Below are 16,330 nucleotides of genomic sequence, written 5' to 3' on the forward strand. Positions count from 1 at the left end.
TGACCTTGATCTCCTTACGAAACTCGGAAGGAGGTCTTCACGGCTCCCGTAAGGTGCCCTAGGTGTCATGTGTTCTTCTCCAGAAGTTTGATGAGATCGCTTTCGGACCCGTGCCAGGGTACTGCCCATTTCTTCGCCTCAGTGCCCTTGCCGACCATGACGTTGATATGAGGACCCTTGTCGGGGTCGTAGTCCATTCGGAACTGTTTGAAAACTCCGTCTACGCGAGTGGTGAACCCGACAGTTTTCCCGTAGGTTGAGGTCGATTTTTCGAGTCGCCCGACGATTGGGAGCCGTGTCGCTGGGTCGATCGGCCCAAGTAGCTCTAGAGCCTTTGCGCGGGCCTGTTCGAAGTGGTCGAAAGTTTCGGTTGTCTTTTCCTTTACTTTTACGATCTTTCGGCCGACACGTGTCGCTTCGGCCAGCTCATCAACGGCTGCAAGCTTCTTTCCCTTTGCGAAGGGGGATGCTGCGGCTGCGAGGCCCCAGCTGCAGATACCCAAAGAAGGATCTGTGAAGCATTCGCTGACATCCGAACCTCCGGACAGATGCCACACAGCCATTACGGATTCGTCGCACCGTGGATCGAACCAGCCCCATCCACTGCACCTCTCTAGATACTCATCCTCCTCCTGTTTGCTCAGCTTCTCGATTTCCATTATTTCACGTTGAGCGGTTTCCGCTTCGCGCTTGTTTTCGGCATCTTTCTTGTCTTTCTCTTCTTGTTTTGCGATCTCCTTGTCAAGCCATTCTTGGTACTCTCTATCGCGTAGTGCTATGACGTGAAATTTGGCCTTTGCGGCAGCGATATTAGCGGCTTCGGCCTCCTGGCCCGCTAGTATGGCTGAGGCGCGAGCATCGGTAGCTGAGGCATATGCGTCGTCGGCGGAAGAACGTGCCCATGCGGCTGATGCCTGGGCCTGTTCGGCGTATGCCTCCGCCGCTGCGGCGTCGCGTTCAGCCGCTTGTGCCGCCGCGCTTGCGGTACGTGCGGATTTGGCTGCCTCGGCTGCTGAGGCTGCGGCTTGCTTGGCGTAGCCGCTGGCCTGGGCCGCGTACTTCTTGGCCTGGCCTGCGGATGCTGCGGCACTGTCGGCTGCGCTCTTCGCTTCGGCTGCGGCCTGGTTGGCCTTGGCTGCGATGACGGCGGCCTCTGCGGCGTTCTTCTGCGCAGTGGCGGCGGCTACAGCTGCCTCGGAGATGAGCTGCTGGACGGCGGCGACGTGAGTCGCTGCGAGATGGTCCTGGCGGGCGGTGGCGTACTGCCCGACCTGGATGAAGTTGTGCAGCACCTGCCGCGGTGATTCGAGGGCGGCCTTCGCGGCTGCCTGGGTCTCGGGTCCGCCGTTGCTCATGAGCTGGGCGGCGCGAATGCGGTCGTCGGTCTCCTGAGCGGCGTACTGGCCCTCGCTGATGAATTCGCGGAGCTTGTCCGTCGTATCGGCCTTCAAGGCTTTCCCGGCCGCCTCATAGACGGTGGGGCCGCCGTTGGAGCCGATCTGCGAGACGCGCATGCGGTACTCGGTCAGTGCAGCCTCGTGCTGACCTGTACGCAGGAACGCGCTGATCTGCTTGGCGTCGCCCTTCAGCGCCTGAGCGGCAGCCTCCTTGACGTCGGCCAAGCCGCTTTCCGCGGCCATGCGTTGGACGACGGATCGCTCGTCCTCCGCAGCGGCCTCCTGCAGACCGGTGCGGATGTACTCCCGGACGTCCTCGTCGGATCCACCAAGCGCAGTTTTCGCGGCGGCCTGGCTCCAAGGCCCGCGCGTCTTCATGACCAGGACGGCGACCTTGCGTCCCTTGGCGGCTGTCTCCTTGGGGTCGGCGTCGGGGGCGCTGGCTTCAGCTGTCAGCCGGTCCGCCTCGGCAGAGAGGTCCTTGGCCGCCTTGACGGCTTCGTCCGCTTCGGCCTTGCGCCGGTCTTCCTCTTGCATGAGGGCCTTCGCCTGCGCGATCCGGTTCGCGGTCCGGGACTTGAGCTCCTCGTCCTCGATCTTGCGCGCGGTCTCAAAGACCTTCTGCGCGGTATCGACGGCCGAGCTTGCCGCGTCGGCCGCCTCCTTGGCCGCCTTGGCATGGTCCGAGGACTGCTTCGCCGCAGTCGCCGACTCCCCGGCATGGTTCGCGGCATCGATGGCTGCCTTGGCAGCATTGCGTGCGTGCTCGGCGGCCCTGCCGGCTGCTCTGCCTGCTTCGTCTGCGGCACCTGCGGCCTGGCGGGCCAGGCTCCGCGCGGCCATGGCGGCACGACGCGACTCCTGCGCGTTGGCGCGAGCGGTGGCTGCCCACTGCCGGGCCTTGGCTGCCTCGGCGCTGGCCTGGCCGGCGTAGGAACCCGCCTCATCGGCTGCACCGGCTGCTGCGTCGGCGTTGGCGCTGGCACTGAGGGCCGCGTCTGCCGCAGAGGCAGCCGCGTCTGCGGCCTTCTTCACCTGTGCGGCGGCCTGTTCCGATCGCGTGGCTGCCTGCGCGGCGTTATTCGCGTCCTCGGCTGCCCTGCGTGCGGCTGCGGCACCACTCGCGTCGGTGGCTGCATTAGCCGCCGCGTTACGGGCACGTGCGGCAGCCTCAGCCGCACCGGCCGCCGATGCAGCTGCGTTGGCAGCAGCGTTTGCGGCCATCCTGGCCGCGTAGTTGGCGGCGTTGGCAGCGCTGATGGCTTGTTGCGCTGCTTGTGCGGCACCAGCAGCGGCGTTGGCGGCACGTCGCGCCGCTCCAGCTGCCTGGGCGGCGTTCTTGCCTGCGGCCGCGGTCTCAGCCGCAGCTGTCTTGGCCGCTTCCTTGGCCAACTGCGAGGCGGATACAGCCTTTTTGGAGGCCTCCTCGGCAGCACTGGTCTGGCGTTGGGCCTCTTCGCCCGCCTGCTTGGCCTGTTCGGCGAGCTGGGCGACGGTGGCGCGTTCCTGGTCGCGGGAACGGGCGATGTACTGGCCGACGTTGAGGAACTCGCGAATGTCCTCGATCGAGCCCTTGAGGGCGACCGTGGCCGCTTCCTGGACCGCAGGGCCTCCGTCCGTCAGGATCTGCGAGATCCGCATGCGGTCATCGGTTTCCCGAGCAGAATACTGGCCCTCATCAAGGAACTTGGTGACATCCTCGGTCGAGCCCTTGAGCGCAGCACCCGCGGTCTCCTGGACGGTCGGGCCGCCTGTGCTCATCAGCTGGGCGACGCGCATCCTCAGATCGGTGTCCAGCGGGGACTTCCAGCCGTCCTTGAGGAAGTCGTGCAACTTGTCCGGGGAAGTCAGGGCCTGATAGGCCGCGTTGCTCAGCTCCGGGCCGGCGAGGGAGCCGATCCGTACCGCATCCATACGGTCGTCGGTGAGCTGGGCAAATGCTTTGTCCTCGGTGAGGAACTTGTGGATGTCGTCGTCAGTTCCCAACAGGGTCTGCTCTGCCAGCGCTTTGACCGTGGGGCCACCGCGTGACCACAGATCCACGACGCGTTGACGATCGGTCACTGGCGCGAGATCGACGACGTCGACGTCGTCGTCCGAAGTTGCCGCCGCAGCAGCGGGAGTTGCGCCGATCAGACCTGTGAGGAGGGCGAGGGGCAGCAGGGCCAGACACAGTATGCGTATGCCGAAAACCCACCTTCCCCCCGGTCTCGTCAGGTAAAGCTGATGGTCTCTCACTGTTCAGTTGGTTCTTTCTCGGTAGTTGCATGATGCCGACTTCCGGCGCCGCGAGCATAGCGCCCGGAGGCGGGTGCGTCCTCCGCTAGAGAGCATGCACATGTCATCTTCCGGCATGTCAAACCCCAAGCTAGCGCGGTGAGGCGCCTTGAGGAGGTAGTCAAGCTCGCGCAAAATCAGACCGCATGGTAGGTTCCTCTGGAGGTGTCCCCTTTATTTCGTCATTACGTGAAGTGCGTTCTGTTTGGGGGCCTCGAAAGGAACAACAGCGTGATATCTCGCGTGCGGAGAATTCTCTCTGTCGGCTTCATGGGGGCTGCTGTCAGCGCTGCCGCGTTGGCCGTTCCTGATGCCGCAGTGGCAGCTCCTGCTGATGACGGTATGCCGCCTTGGGGCGTGGAGACTTTCGAGTACCCGAATGCCGCGAAGATCCTCAAGGAGCAGGGCATCGCACTCCGCAAGGGGGACGGGCACATCGTGCTGGCCGACTGCCGTGCGACCACGGACATCCAGGTCATGACCGCCTTCAAGCATCCCGGTCAGACCCGGCAGGGCTGGTATTGCTTCAATGTCACTGGTACGGGGAAGACCGGCTGGCTGACCCTTGAGGTCCCGCAGGCCTACACGATCGCGACGGGCGACTACGCCCTGGATGTGAAGGTCGACTCCAAGAACGGCCAGGAGCAGGTCAAGGTAGCCAAGAACAGCTACAAAGGCTTGGGCAAGGGCCTCAATCCGCTCAACCCGGACACGATGCTGGTCGAGCTCCGGGTCACCGGCTGACGCAGTAGCAACTCTGAGGCAGTGCGGTATCGAACCTGCCTCGACCGACCCCGAACCACACTGAAGGAACAGAAGAATGCCTGCCATACGTCAGCGCGCGGCATGGACGACAGCGGTCACCACATTGGCTGTTGCCGCCGGACTGCTGACTGCAACCCCCGCCAATGCCGTCGTCGGACAGAAGGTCAAGGACGGCTCCTACGAGTTCACTGCGAAGCTCGACATCGGTGGCGAGCGCAGTTGTTCCGCCGCCCTGGTCGAGCAACAGTGGCTGCTCACCGCTGCCAGTTGCTTCGCCGACAAACCGGGCTCCCAGGTCGCCCCGGGCGCGCCGAAGCTCAAGACTATGGCCACCATTGGCCGTACCGACCTCACACGTGGTGACCAGGGGACTGTCGCCGAAGTCGTAGAGCTCGTCCCGCGTGACGACCGCGACCTGGTGATGGCCAAGCTGGCGAATCCGGTCGCCGGCATCAGCCCGGTGAAGATTGCCACCAACGTCCCGCTCATGGGCGAGGATGCACGAATCACCGGCTACGGCCGCACCAAAGACGAGTGGGCTCCCGACCGTCTGCAACAGGCTGCCTTCACCGTGAACGCGGTGGATGAGGCAACGCTTGGTCTCACGAGCAAGGATGCCGATGCGGCGAGCTGCCTGGGTGACGCCGGCGCTCCGGCATTCCGCGAGATCGGCGATCGCATCGAGGTTGTCGGTGTCAACAGCCGCTTCTGGCAGGGAGGATGCCTCGGCGCCAGTGAGTCCGAGACCCGAAAGGGAGTCGTCGACGCCCGTGTCGACAACATCGCTGGCTGGATCGAGCAGATCCGGTCCACCACGATGCTCTTCCCGGCCGAGAATCGGACCTCCGGGGTCTACGCGGCGAACGACAACACCTCCGAAGTCTTCCTGCTCGGCAGCGACAAGCAGATCTACTCCTCCTCCTACCGGACGGGCAGTCCGGGCTGGAACAAGTGGACGCGGGTCTCGAATGGCGAGTTCACCAGCGCGCCCAGCGCGGTCTACCACGCAGACAAGAACATCGTGGAAGTCTTCGCGATCGGTACCGACCGGCAGGTCTATCACTCGTTCCACACGCCTGGTTCAGCGGACTGGAGCGGCTGGCAGTTGGTTGCTCCGGGTGAGGCCACCGGCCAGCTGCAGACCGTTTATCACGCTGACAAGAGGACCATCGAGGTCTTTGCGGTCGGTGCTGATCGGCAGATCTACCACGCGTGGTACACCACCGGTGAGCCGGGCTGGAGCAAGTGGAACCTTGTTGCCCCGGACCGGTTCACGTTGATCAATGCCAGCTATGACGTGGGCCGTTCGACCAGTTCGGTCTTCGCGATCGGAACTGACGGGCAGATCTACCGCTCCGCCTACAAGACTGGTTCGTCCGGCTGGAGTCGCTGGCAGCTGATCGCGCCCGGCACGGCGACTGCGCTGGCCAGTGTCAATCACCGTGACAAGCAGGTCACCGAGATCTTCGCGCTCGGTACCGACCAGCGGATCTACCACTCCTGGAGCGGTGACGGCGGGAACAGCTGGTCCGGCTGGGACCTCATCGCCGACGGGCGGTTCAGCGCTCTCAACGCGGTGTACCACGCCGACAAGAAGACCACCGAGCTCTTCGCACTCGGCGTCGGCCGACAGGTCTACCACTCGTTCTACACCACCGGTGCACCGCGCTGGTCGGCCTGGAGCCCGGTGGCGGCCGGTCAGTTCACCAGCGTGCCCACCGCGTTCTACCACACGGACAAGAACACGGTGGAGGTCCTCAACGTGGGCCTGGACGGACAGGTCTACCACTCCTTCTACACCACCGGTTCGGACGGCTGGACTCGTTGGAGCAAGCTCGCCTCCTGAGCTTCGGCCGGTTCGCCGGCAGTAGCTGTGACGGTGACGTTGTTCGCTGATACAAGTCCTGAAGCGGCGTTTTCTCCCCTTACGGGGTGGAGAGAGCGCCGCTTCGACTTTGTCTCGCTGGTTGAACTGTCTGATGCGGCGGGGCCGGGTACTTCATGGAGCGCCGAGCCCGCGCGTCGTCGGTCACGGGCGGTGAGTCGCGTGCGCCGCTTCCCAGTGTGTGTACGTTCGGTGGCGGAGCTGTGCTTCGGTCTGCCAGTCGTAGCGGGCGGTTGCTGCGTGGCGTGCCGTGGCGAGGTGATCGCATTCGGGGCAGTCCGGGGTCGCGGGGACGATGGCCCCCGGGCCGGATGTGTGGGGAACAGGGACGACGGCACGTTGCTGCGGTGCCGTCATGAGTGGGCCTCTCGTCGGTGCTGCTCCAACTCATCCTCAACCCTGGCGAGTTCGCGAACTTCCTGGAGGCGCCGAGCCCCTGCGCGCTGCACGATGAGGCGCACGCAGCCCCAGCACATCGGCTGCTCGTCCTTCGGGTCGTTCACCACCGGCTCGCAGCCTTACGGCTCAGAGCGTTGGCTTCCGCGACGCGTTGGCTCAGGTCCTTCTTTCGGGTGACGGATTCGGGGTGCGCCCAGCGGCGGTGACATGCCATCGCTTCGGCAAGGCCCTGGGCTGCGCCGTGGCGTTCTTCGGAGAGTGCCTTGGTTCGGGCGTCGTCGAGCCTGCGGCCGTAGGGGCAGCAGGGGGTTTCGGGGGTGGTCATGGGTGCCCTCCTCTGGGCGCGTCTCCGCTGTTCCTGAATCTGCTGCGCGCAGGGCGCGTTGGGGGAACTCGGCTTCATCTCCCGTGCTGGGCACGTCGTGTGACCCGCCGGGGGTGCTCAGAATGCCCTCCCCGAAACCGCCATGCAACCTTTCATGCGCCAACTCTTCAGAGGATTGACGGGCGTTGCGCAAGGAACGTGATGCTGCTTTCCTACGGCACGCGGAAGCATTTCACCTGGAAGCGCGGAAGTAGGGGAACGGGATGTGACGGTGTCGGAAGGCCCAAGCGGATCAACGGTGCCAAGGCGACAACTCGGGCGAATTCTATGTGAGTTGCGCGAGAGGGCAGGAATCAAGACAAAGGAGGCGGCGGCGCATCTGGAGCGTTCCCCGGTGACGCTCTGGCGCATCGAGCAGGGGAGGGTCTCCTCGCGCGGCGTCGAGGTCGAGGCCATGTGCCGGTTGTACAAGGCTTCGCCGGAACTGACGAAGGCGCTCGTCGGGCTCGCGAAGGAGACGAAAGCAAAAGGTTGGTGGCATGCGTACGGTGACGTGATTCCGGAAGGATTCGATGTCTACATCGGCCTCGAAGAGGCGGCGACGCGCCTCGACTGGTACGAGCCCGAGCTGGTGCCGGGGCTTCTCCAGACCGAGGAGTACGCCCGCACCGTCATCCGGGCGGACAATCCTCAGGAGGAACCCTCTGAAATCGAGCGCCGCGTGCAACTGCGCATCAAACGGCAGGTGCTGCTCACCAGGTTCACCCAGCCACCCACGCTCAACATCGTGCTGAACGAGGCGGTATTGAGGCGCCCTATCGGCGGGAACAACACCATGGCAGAGCAGCTTCAGCACTTGGCAGAAGTGAGCGAACTGCCCACGGTGAGGCTTCGGGTGGTCCCGTTCAGTGCCGGGCTGCACCGGGGCGTCATGTCGGGCCAGTTCACCATCCTGCGTTTTCTGGTGGACAGTGACGGAAACGACAGGGAGCCGCCGACCGTCTACGCAGACGGGTACACCGGCGACCTGTTCCTCGACAAGCCCGGAGAGGTGGAGCGCTACGACGCGGCGTTCGCGGACATCTGGGCCAAAGCACTGCTCGAAGAGGCATCACATCGCCTCGTCCTCGAATTGGCGGAACTCTATGATAAACGGTGACCAGAAACACACGACGTGGCGCAAGAGCAGTTACAGCAACGGTCAGTCCAGCTGTGTCGAAGTCTCCGACCACGTCCCCGGAACCGTCCCCGTTCGGGACAGCAAGCACCCCGACGGCCCCGCGCTGGCGGTACCCGTGCCTGTATGGGCGGCGTTCGTCACCGCCGTCCGGGCCGGCCGGCTCCGGTCGGGCTGACCCCGGCCCGGGGGAGGGGCGCACCCGGCACGGGCGAGGTGCTCGTACCGGGTGCGCCCCAGCGCAATGCTCACCTCTCCGGATACCGCCTCGGCGTCCAGACGACCTCATCGGCATCGCCCCGCCGCACGACCCGCGTCTGCGACGACCCCACGATCAGAAGGGTCCGCATGTCCACCTCCGCCGGATCCAGTTCCCCGAGCCGGACGATCCGCACCCGCTCCTCCGGGCCCCCGATGTCCCGGCCCAGTACCACCGGTGTCTGCGGTGAGCGGAACTCCAGCAGGAGGTCACGCGCCTTGCCGACCTGCCACATGCGGCTGCGGGAGCCGGGGTTGTACAGGGCGAGGACCAGATCGGCGGAGGCCGCGGCGCGCAGGCGGGCCGCGATGATGTCCCACGGCTTGAGACGGTCGGAGAGGGAGACGACCGCGTAGTCGTGGCCGAGGGGCGCGCCGGCGCGGGCGGCGGCGGCGTGGGCGGCGGTCATGCCGGGCACGATGCGTACGGGCACGTCCGCGTACGGCTCCTGGGAGGCGGCCTCCAGGACGGCCGTGGCCATCGCGAAGACACCCGGGTCGCCGGAGGAGACGACGGCCACGCGCCGCCCGCGCCGGGCGAGGTCGAGGGCGAATTCGGCTCGCTCGGACTCGACCTTGTTGTCGGAGGGGTGGCGCTGCTGTCCGGGCCGCACCGGCACGCGGTCGACGTACGTGCTGTAGCCGACGAGGTCCTGCGCGGCCGCGAGTTCGCCGCGGGCCTCGGGGGTGAGCCACAGCGGTCCGGCGGGGCCGAGGCCGACGACCACGACCTCGCCGCGCCCGGCGGGCGCGGGCCGGGTGTCGACGCGGCTGGGGAGGACGGCCAGGGAGAAGTACGGCACCGACTCCGGGTCCACGTCGGCCAGTTCGGCCGTGCGCTGCGCGGCCATCGTGGCCCGCTCGACGTAGTGGGCGTCCGCGAGCCGGCCCGAACGCTCCAGGGCGCGGCGCACGGTGGGGAAGGTGCGGCCGAGCTTCATGACCACGGCCGTGTCCGTGCCGGCCAGGCGCGCGGTCAGCTCCTCCTCGGGGAGGGTGCCCGGCAGGACCGTGAAGGTCTCCTCGCCCTCCACCAGCGGGGTGCCGAGGGCGGCCGCGGCGGCGCTGACGGAGGTGACGCCGGGGATCACCTCGGCCGGGTAGCGGTCGGCGAGCCGCTTGTGCATGTGCATGTACGAGCTGTAGAAGAGCGGGTCGCCCTCGGCGAGCACGGCCACCGTGCGCCCGGCGTCGAGATGGGCCGCGAGCCGGGCCGCGGCCTTCTCGTAGAACTCCTCCATCGCCCCCTGGTAGCCGCCGGGGTGGTCGGTGGTCTCCGTGGTGACGGGGTAGACCAGCCGCTCCTCGATGTGGTCGGGGCGCAGATGGCGCTCGGCGATCGAGCGCGCGATGGAGCGGCCGTGCCGGGCGCTGTGATAGGCGACGACATCGGCGGAGGCGATGACCTCGACCGCCCGTACCGTCATCAGGGACGGGTCGCCGGGGCCGAGGCCCACTCCGTAGAGCCGTCCGGGCTGTCCGGGCTTGTACTCGCTCACTCTTCCTCGCTCGCTATCGCGTTGACCGCGGCGGCGGCCATGGCGCTGCCGCCGCGCCGCCCCCGCACCACCAGGTACTCAAGTCCCAGCGGGCTGTCGGCCAGGGCGTCCTTGGACTCCGCCGCGCCGACGAAACCGACCGGGATGCCGATGACGGCGGCCGGGCGCGGCGCACCCTTTCCGATCATCTCCAGCAGGTGGAAGAGCGCGGTGGGCGCGTTGCCGACGGCGACGACGGCCCCGTCGAGCTTCCCGCGCCACAGCTCCAGCGCTGCGGCGCTGCGGGTGGTGCCCAGTTCGCGGGCGAGTCCGGGCACCCGGGGGTCGGTGAGGGCGCACAGCACCTCGTTGTCGGCGGGCAGCCGTTTGCGGGTGACGCCGCTGGCGACCATGTTGGCGTCGCACAGGATCGGCGCGCCCGCGAGCAGGGCCTCGCGGGCGCGCCGCACGACGGCGGGGGAGTACGCGAGGTCACGGACGAGGTCGACCATGCCGCAGGCGTGGATCATGCGCACCGCTACCCGGGCGACGTCCGGCGGCAGTCCGCCGAGGTCGGCCTCGGCGCGGATGGTGGCAAAGGACTCGCGGTAGATGGCCGCGCCGTCCTTCTCGTACTCGAACATCGTCCTCGCTCGTTCGCTTGCTGGTGTGGGGAGTTGCCGGGCCGGCCGGGTCATGTGGCGTCGCCGGCCGGGCCGGTCGCGCGGGCCGCCGCCACGGCGTCGGCGGACCGGGCGGCGGGTACGGTACGGGCGCTCTCCTCGCGGGCGCCGTCGCGGACCGCGACGCGGTAGCCGTCGCCGGTGGCGAGGACGTCCACCCACCGTCCGCCGGGGTGTCCGCAGCGGCGCTCGCACCCGGACCAGTAGACCGGCAGCGCGGACGCGGTGCCACGGTGCTCCGGTGCGGGGGCGGGGCGTACGGACGTCAGGCACGCCGTGGCGTCCGCGCGGACGTCCGCGCGGGACTTGGCGCAGCCGGGGTGTCCGGCGCACGCTCCGGCGCCATGCCAGGCGGATGCCGGCGAGGTGACGAGCCCGGCCGCAGCGAGCGCGGTGAGACGGGGCACGGCCTCGCGTGCGGGCAGGCCCGGCAGGACGACGCCCCGCCACGGCGTGACGCGCAGCGTGCCGTCGCCGGCCTGCGCGGCGCCGTGCGCCAGGAGCAGCCACTGCGCGGTGGTGAGCCGGCCGAGGGGCGCGGCCACGGACAGGGCCGTACGTCCGCCCGGGCCGTGGACGCATCCGGGCTCCGGGGGAGCGGCGGGCGGCGGGAGAAGTCCGCCGGGCGCGGCCGTGATGCCGGCCGCGGCGAGGCGCCGCCGCAACAGGCCGGTGTCCGGCCGGTCCTGCGGCGGCAGGTCGCCGACGCGCCAGGCGGTGAGCCCCCGCGCGCGCAGCCCGTCCAGGAAGTGCCGGGCCGCGAGCGCGGCGGCGCGCGGGGCGTCGGCGGCGGCCAGGCGCAGGCACGGGCCGGTGGCCGCGTAGCAGAGCAGTGCACTGCCGTTCGCTTCTGCGATCAATGTCACATCGGGGGCGAGGGCTGTGATGTCGCCCCGGCCGTCGTCCAGGCCGAACAGGAAACGGCCGGACAGCTGCGAGAGATCCGGCAGACCGGACAAGTCGGCCGTACGGGTGGGTGGTTCGGGGTCCGCTCCGCACAGCAGCCGGTCCAGTTCCCGGGTCCACGCCTGTACGTCCGCCGTCGGCCGGCGGTCGTCCAGCCCGCACAGGGGGGAGGCCGCCACGTTGCGCACCCGGTCGTGCCGGTCCGAGGGCAGCAGCCCCGCCGCACGCAGCCGCGCGCCCAACTCCGCGCCGCAGTCCGGGGCCAGGCCGCGCAGCTGGACGTTGCCGCGCGAGGTGAGGTCGAGGTTCCCGTCGCCCAGTTCGTGCGCGAGACCGGCCAGTGACTCCGCCTGACGGGCTGTCAGGAGTCCGCCGGGCAGCCGGATCCGGGCGAGCGCGCCGTCGTCCGCGCCGTGCAGCCGCAGCGCGCCGGGACAGGCGTCACCGCGGTCACGGCCGACCGGATTCTCGCGGTCCGAGGGGGAAGGGCTGGTGACGGGCATGGCGGCGAGCATACCCACGCCCGTACGCCGGGGGCGGGCCGGTTGCGGAAGCACACGGTCCGCCGGCGGCGGTCCCCGGGCTGCGGGACCGGAGCCGCAGGCATCCGACGGGCTGCGGGCTGCAGTGCCCGGCGCGCGCGAGGCACCGACGCGGCCCGCAGCCGTGCGCCAGCGTCGTGGCCCGGCTTCCGCCGGAAGGCGCCCCGCGCCATGGCGCGGGATGCAAGACCGGGGGCGCTCCCCGCAGCATCGTGCGCTGTCCGCGCACGCGAGTTCCGCAGCGGCCCCCGCTGGTCAACGCGGCGCCGGTCGCTACTATGGCCCCGGCGGAGCCGACGGCCCGCCAGACGCCAGCGACGGCGCCAGGGGAGGAAGTCCGGTGCGAATCCGGCACGGTCCCGCCACTGTGAGCGCGGCAGCAGCTTCTGCCGCGTGAGTCAGGAACTCCCGCCGTCCTCCAACCGCCCGGGGCGCGGACCCCGAGGAAGGCCTGCCGCAGCATGCGCACGCGCACATCCGCCTCCCGCGCACCCCGGGCGACCCTCGATGCCCTGGGGAGCGCCGCGTGATCCTTCTCCTGTCGACCTCCGACACCGACCTGCTCAGCGCCCGCGCGGCCGGCGGACCGGTCCCGTACCGGCTCGCCAACCCCGCCCGGCTCGGCCTCGACGCCCTGCCCGGGCTGCTGGAGGGCACCGACCTCGTCGTCGTCCGGCTCCTCGGCGGCGTCCGCGCCTGGCAGGAGGGGCTCGACCAACTGCTCGCCGGCGACCGCCCGGTGGTCGTCCTCACCGGCGAACAGGCTCCCGACGCCCAGCTGATGGAGCACTCCACCGTGCCCATCGGCATCGCCGCCGAGGCCCACGCCTACCTCGCCCACGGCGGGCCCGCCAACCTCGAACAGCTCGCCCGCTTCCTCTCCGACACCGTGCTGCTCACCGGCCACGGCTTCGAGCCGCCCGCCGCCGCCCCCGCCTGGGGCGCACTGGAGCGCACCCCCGCGCCCGGCGCCACCGGCCCGCTCGTGGCCGTGCTCTACTACCGCGCGCACCACATGAGCGGCAACACCGCCTTCGTCGACGCCCTGTGCACGGCGATCGAGCAGGCCGGCGGCCGCGCCCTGCCGCTGTACGTCGCCTCCCTGCGCGCCCCCGAACCCGCGCTCGTCGAGGAACTGCGCGCCGCCGACGCCATCGTCACCACCGTGCTCGCCGCCGGCGGCACCAAGCCCGCGCAGGCATCCGCCGGCGGCGACGACGAGTCCTGGGACGCGGGTGCCCTCGCCGCCCTCGACGTGCCCGTCCTGCAGGCCCTGTGCCTGACCGGGCCGCGCAGCGCCTGGGAGGAGAACGACGAGGGACTCTCCCCGCTGGACGCCGCGACCCAGGTCGCCGTGCCCGAGTTCGACGGCCGCATCATCACCGTCCCGTTCTCCTTCAAGGAGGTCGACGAGGACGGCCTGCCGGCCTACGTCGCCGACCCCGAGCGCGCCGCCCGCGTCGCCGGCATCGCCGTCCGCCACGCCCGGCTGCGGCACATCGCCCCCGCCGACAAGCGGCTCGCGCTCGTGCTGTCCGCCTACCCCACCAAGCACTCCCGCATCGGCAACGCCGTCGGCCTCGACACCCCCGCCAGCGCCGTCGCCCTGCTGCGCCGGCTCCGGGACGAGGGCTACGACTTCGGCGACGAGACCGAGGAGCCCGTACCCGGCCTCGCGTCCGGCGACGGCGACGAGCTGATCCGCGCCCTGATCGAGGCCGGCGGCCACGACCAGGAGTGGCTCACCGAGGAACAGCTCGCCCGCAACCCCGTGCGCATCCCCGCCGCCGACTACCGCCGCTGGTACGGGCAGTTGCCCCAGGAGCTGCGCGAGGCCGTCGAGGAGCACTGGGGGCCCGCCCCCGGCGAGATGTTCCTCGACCGCAGCCGCGACCCCGAGGGCGAGATCGTCCTCGCCGCGCTGCGCCGTGGCAACCTGCTGATCCTCATCCAGCCGCCGCGCGGCTTCGGCGAGAACCCCATCGCCATCTACCACGACCCCGACCTGCCGCCCTCGCACCACTATCTGGCCGCCTACCGGTGGATCGCCACCGCCCGTGAGGACGGCGGCTTCGGCGCCGACGCCATGGTGCACCTCGGCAAGCACGGCAACCTCGAATGGCTGCCCGGCAAGAACGCCGGGCTCTCCGCCGCCTGCGGCCCCGACGCCGCCCTCGGCGACCTGCCGCTGGTCTACCCGTTCCTCGTCAACGACCCCGGCGAGGGCACCCAGGCCAAGCGGCGCGCGCACGCCACCCTCGTCGACCACCTCGTGCCGCCCATGGCCCGCGCCGACTCCTACGGCGACATCGCGCGCCTGGAGCAGCTCCTCGACGAGTACGCGTCCATCTCCGCCATGGACCCCGCCAAACTTCCCGCGATCCGCGCCCAGATCTGGACCCTGATCCAGGCCGCCCGGCTCGACCACGACCTGGGCCTGGAGGACCGCCCCGACGACGACGGCTTCGACGACTTCCTCCTGCACGTCGACGGCTGGCTGTGTGAGGTCAAGGACGCCCAGATCCGCGACGGACTGCACGTCCTGGGCTCCGCCCCGGCCGGCGCGGAACGCGTGAACCTGGTCCTGTCGATCCTGCGCGCCCGCCAGATCTGGGGCGGCACGGCCGCCCTGCCGGGCCTGCGCGAGGCTCTCGGCCTGGACGAGTCGGCGGCGACCCGCACGACGGCGGACGAGGCGGAGGCGCAGGCGCGCGCCCTCGTGGAGGCGATGGAGGAAGCGGACTGGGACCCGGCGGCGGTCGCCGCTGTTGTGGGCAGCCGCCCTGCGGGGCAGGCACAACCCCCGGTGCCGGGCACCGATCCCGTGAACGCCGACCCCGTCGCGGCCGTCCTCGACTTCGCGGCCCGCGAGGTCGTACCCCGCCTGGCCGGGACCACAGCCGAACTCGACAACGCCGTCAGGGCGTTGGCGGGCCGCTTCGTCCCCGCCGGCCCCTCCGGATCCCCGCTGCGCGGACTGGTCAACGTCCTGCCGACCGGCCGCAACTTCTACTCCGTCGACCCCAAGGCCGTCCCCAGCCGCCTCGCCTGGGAGACCGGACAGGCCCTCGCCGACTCCCTGCTGGCCCGCTACCGCGCCGACCGGGGCACGTGGCCCACCTCGGTGGGGCTGTCCCTGTGGGGGACGAGCGCGATGCGCACCGCCGGCGACGACGTCGCCGAGGCCCTCGCCCTGCTGGGCGTCCGCCCCGTCTGGGACGACGCCTCACGCCGCGTCACCGGCCTGGAGTCCGTCCCCCTCGCCGAGCTGGGCCGCCCGCGCGTCGATGTCACCCTGCGCATCAGCGGCTTCTTCCGCGACGCCTTCCCGCACGTGATCGGCCTGCTCGACGACGCCGTCCGGCTCGTGGCCGGCCTCGACGAGGACGACGCCGACAACCACGTACGGGCCCACGCGCGCGCCGACCTCGCCGAGCACGGCGACGAACGCCGCGCCACCACCCGCATCTTCGGCTCCCGCCCCGGCACCTACGGCGCCGGACTGCTGCAGCTCATCGACAGCCGCGACTGGCGCACCGACGCCGACCTCGCCGAGGTCTACACCGTCTGGGGCGGCTACGCCTACGGCCGCGGCCTCGAAGGACGCCCGGCCCGTACCGAGATGGAGAGCGCGTACAAGCGCATCGCGGTCGCCGCCAAGAACACCGACACCCGCGAGCACGACATCGCCGACTCCGACGACTACTTCCAGTACCACGGCGGCATGGTGGCCACCGTCCGCGCCCTGCGCGGCACCGCCCCCGAGGCCTACATCGGCGACTCCACCCGCCCCGAGACCGTGCGCACCCGCACCCTCGTCGAGGAGACCTCCCGCGTCTTCCGGGCCCGCGTCGTCAACCCCCGCTGGATCGAGGCGATGCGCCGCCACGGCTACAAGGGCGCCTTCGAACTCGCCGCCACCGTGGACTACTTGTTCGGCTACGACGCCACCACCGGCGTCGTCCCCGACTGGATGTACGACAAGCTCGCCCAGACCTACGCCCTCGACCCCGTCAACCGCGCCTTCCTCCAGGAGGCCAACCCCTGGGCGCTGCACGGCATCGCCGAACGCCTGCTGGAGGCGGAGAGCCGCGGCATGTGGGCCAAGCCCGATGCCGCCACGCTGCAGGCGCTCAAGGAGGTCTTCCTGGAGACCGAGGGCGACCTGGAGTCGGGGGCGGAGGAGTCCGACGCCGGGTAACCACCCGTTTTGAGTCGACCCGCCGCCCGCCCCTAGG

10 protein-coding genes and 1 riboswitch are annotated in these 16,330 nt (G+C 69.8%); of the genes, 5 read left to right on the forward strand and 5 right to left on the reverse strand.

Annotation, left to right across the window (positions count from 1 at the left end; all coding sequences use genetic code 11):
- Positions 1-65: 65 nt before the first annotated feature.
- On the reverse strand, positions 66-3,635 hold the full coding sequence (locus ACFP1Z_RS14890) for a chemotaxis protein (RefSeq protein ID WP_390316745.1): 3,570 nt from the start codon (positions 3,633-3,635) through the stop codon (positions 66-68).
- A gap of 270 nt (positions 3,636-3,905) precedes the next feature.
- Between ACFP1Z_RS14890 and ACFP1Z_RS14895 the strand changes: the two genes are divergently transcribed.
- Both ACFP1Z_RS14895 and ACFP1Z_RS14900 read left to right on the forward strand, forming a co-directional pair.
- A complete protein-coding gene (locus tag ACFP1Z_RS14895; protein ID WP_390316746.1) occupies positions 3,906-4,418 on the forward strand; it encodes a hypothetical protein in 513 nt (170 codons plus the stop codon).
- 76 nt (positions 4,419-4,494) lie between these two features.
- Positions 4,495-6,285 carry a DUF8189 domain-containing protein gene (locus ACFP1Z_RS14900; RefSeq protein WP_390316747.1) on the forward strand — a complete coding sequence of 597 codons (1,791 nt, stop codon included), beginning with the start codon at positions 4,495-4,497 and terminating at the stop codon, positions 6,283-6,285.
- Between the two features lie 538 nt (positions 6,286-6,823).
- On the opposite strand, the gene ACFP1Z_RS14905 is transcribed toward ACFP1Z_RS14900, so the two are convergent.
- Positions 6,824-7,048, reverse strand: coding sequence for a hypothetical protein (locus ACFP1Z_RS14905; protein WP_390316749.1), 225 nt, complete (start codon positions 7,046-7,048; stop codon positions 6,824-6,826).
- Positions 7,049-7,319: 271 nt separating this feature from the next.
- On the opposite strand from ACFP1Z_RS14905, the gene ACFP1Z_RS14910 reads away from it, so the two are divergent.
- Both ACFP1Z_RS14910 and ACFP1Z_RS14915 read left to right on the forward strand, forming a co-directional pair.
- Positions 7,320-8,207 (forward strand): helix-turn-helix domain-containing protein, encoded by an 888-nt coding sequence (locus tag ACFP1Z_RS14910; RefSeq protein WP_390317027.1) that lies wholly within the window; start codon positions 7,320-7,322, stop codon positions 8,205-8,207.
- On the forward strand, positions 8,194-8,403 hold the full coding sequence (locus ACFP1Z_RS14915; RefSeq protein ID WP_390316750.1) for a DUF397 domain-containing protein: 210 nt from the start codon (positions 8,194-8,196) through the stop codon (positions 8,401-8,403). Before ACFP1Z_RS14910 ends, ACFP1Z_RS14915 begins: the two co-directional genes overlap by 14 nt.
- A gap of 70 nt (positions 8,404-8,473) precedes the next feature.
- Here the strand turns inward: ACFP1Z_RS14915 and ACFP1Z_RS14920 are convergent, their stop codons facing one another.
- Genes ACFP1Z_RS14920 through ACFP1Z_RS14930 form a run of 3 tightly spaced genes read right to left on the reverse strand, consistent with a single transcriptional unit; the run spans position 8,474 to position 12,053 of the window.
- Positions 8,474-9,982: a precorrin-2 C(20)-methyltransferase gene (locus ACFP1Z_RS14920; RefSeq protein WP_390316751.1), complete on the reverse strand. Its 1,509-nt coding sequence runs from the start codon at positions 9,980-9,982 to the stop codon at positions 8,474-8,476.
- The gene (locus ACFP1Z_RS14925; protein ID WP_390316753.1) at positions 9,979-10,605 is read right to left on the reverse strand and encodes a precorrin-8X methylmutase; all 627 of its coding nucleotides are present in this window, start codon (positions 10,603-10,605) and stop codon (positions 9,979-9,981) included. The genes ACFP1Z_RS14920 and ACFP1Z_RS14925 overlap by 4 nt, the downstream gene beginning before the upstream one ends.
- A 50-nt stretch (positions 10,606-10,655) precedes the next feature.
- The gene (locus tag ACFP1Z_RS14930; RefSeq protein WP_390316754.1) at positions 10,656-12,053 is read right to left on the reverse strand and encodes a cobalamin biosynthesis protein CobG; all 1,398 of its coding nucleotides are present in this window, start codon (positions 12,051-12,053) and stop codon (positions 10,656-10,658) included.
- Positions 12,054-12,419: 366 nt separating this feature from the next.
- Positions 12,420-12,502: riboswitch (adenosylcobalamin (AdoCbl) riboswitch) on the forward strand.
- Between the two features lie 116 nt (positions 12,503-12,618).
- Between ACFP1Z_RS14930 and cobN the strand changes: the two genes are divergently transcribed.
- Positions 12,619-16,293, forward strand: coding sequence for a cobaltochelatase subunit CobN (gene cobN, locus ACFP1Z_RS14935; protein ID WP_390316755.1), 3,675 nt, complete (start codon positions 12,619-12,621; stop codon positions 16,291-16,293).
- Positions 16,294-16,330: the final 37 nt, after the last annotated feature.

This window comes from Streptomyces gamaensis, assembly GCF_042656465.1.
GTDB lineage: Bacteria > Actinomycetota > Actinomycetes > Streptomycetales > Streptomycetaceae > Streptomyces > Streptomyces gamaensis.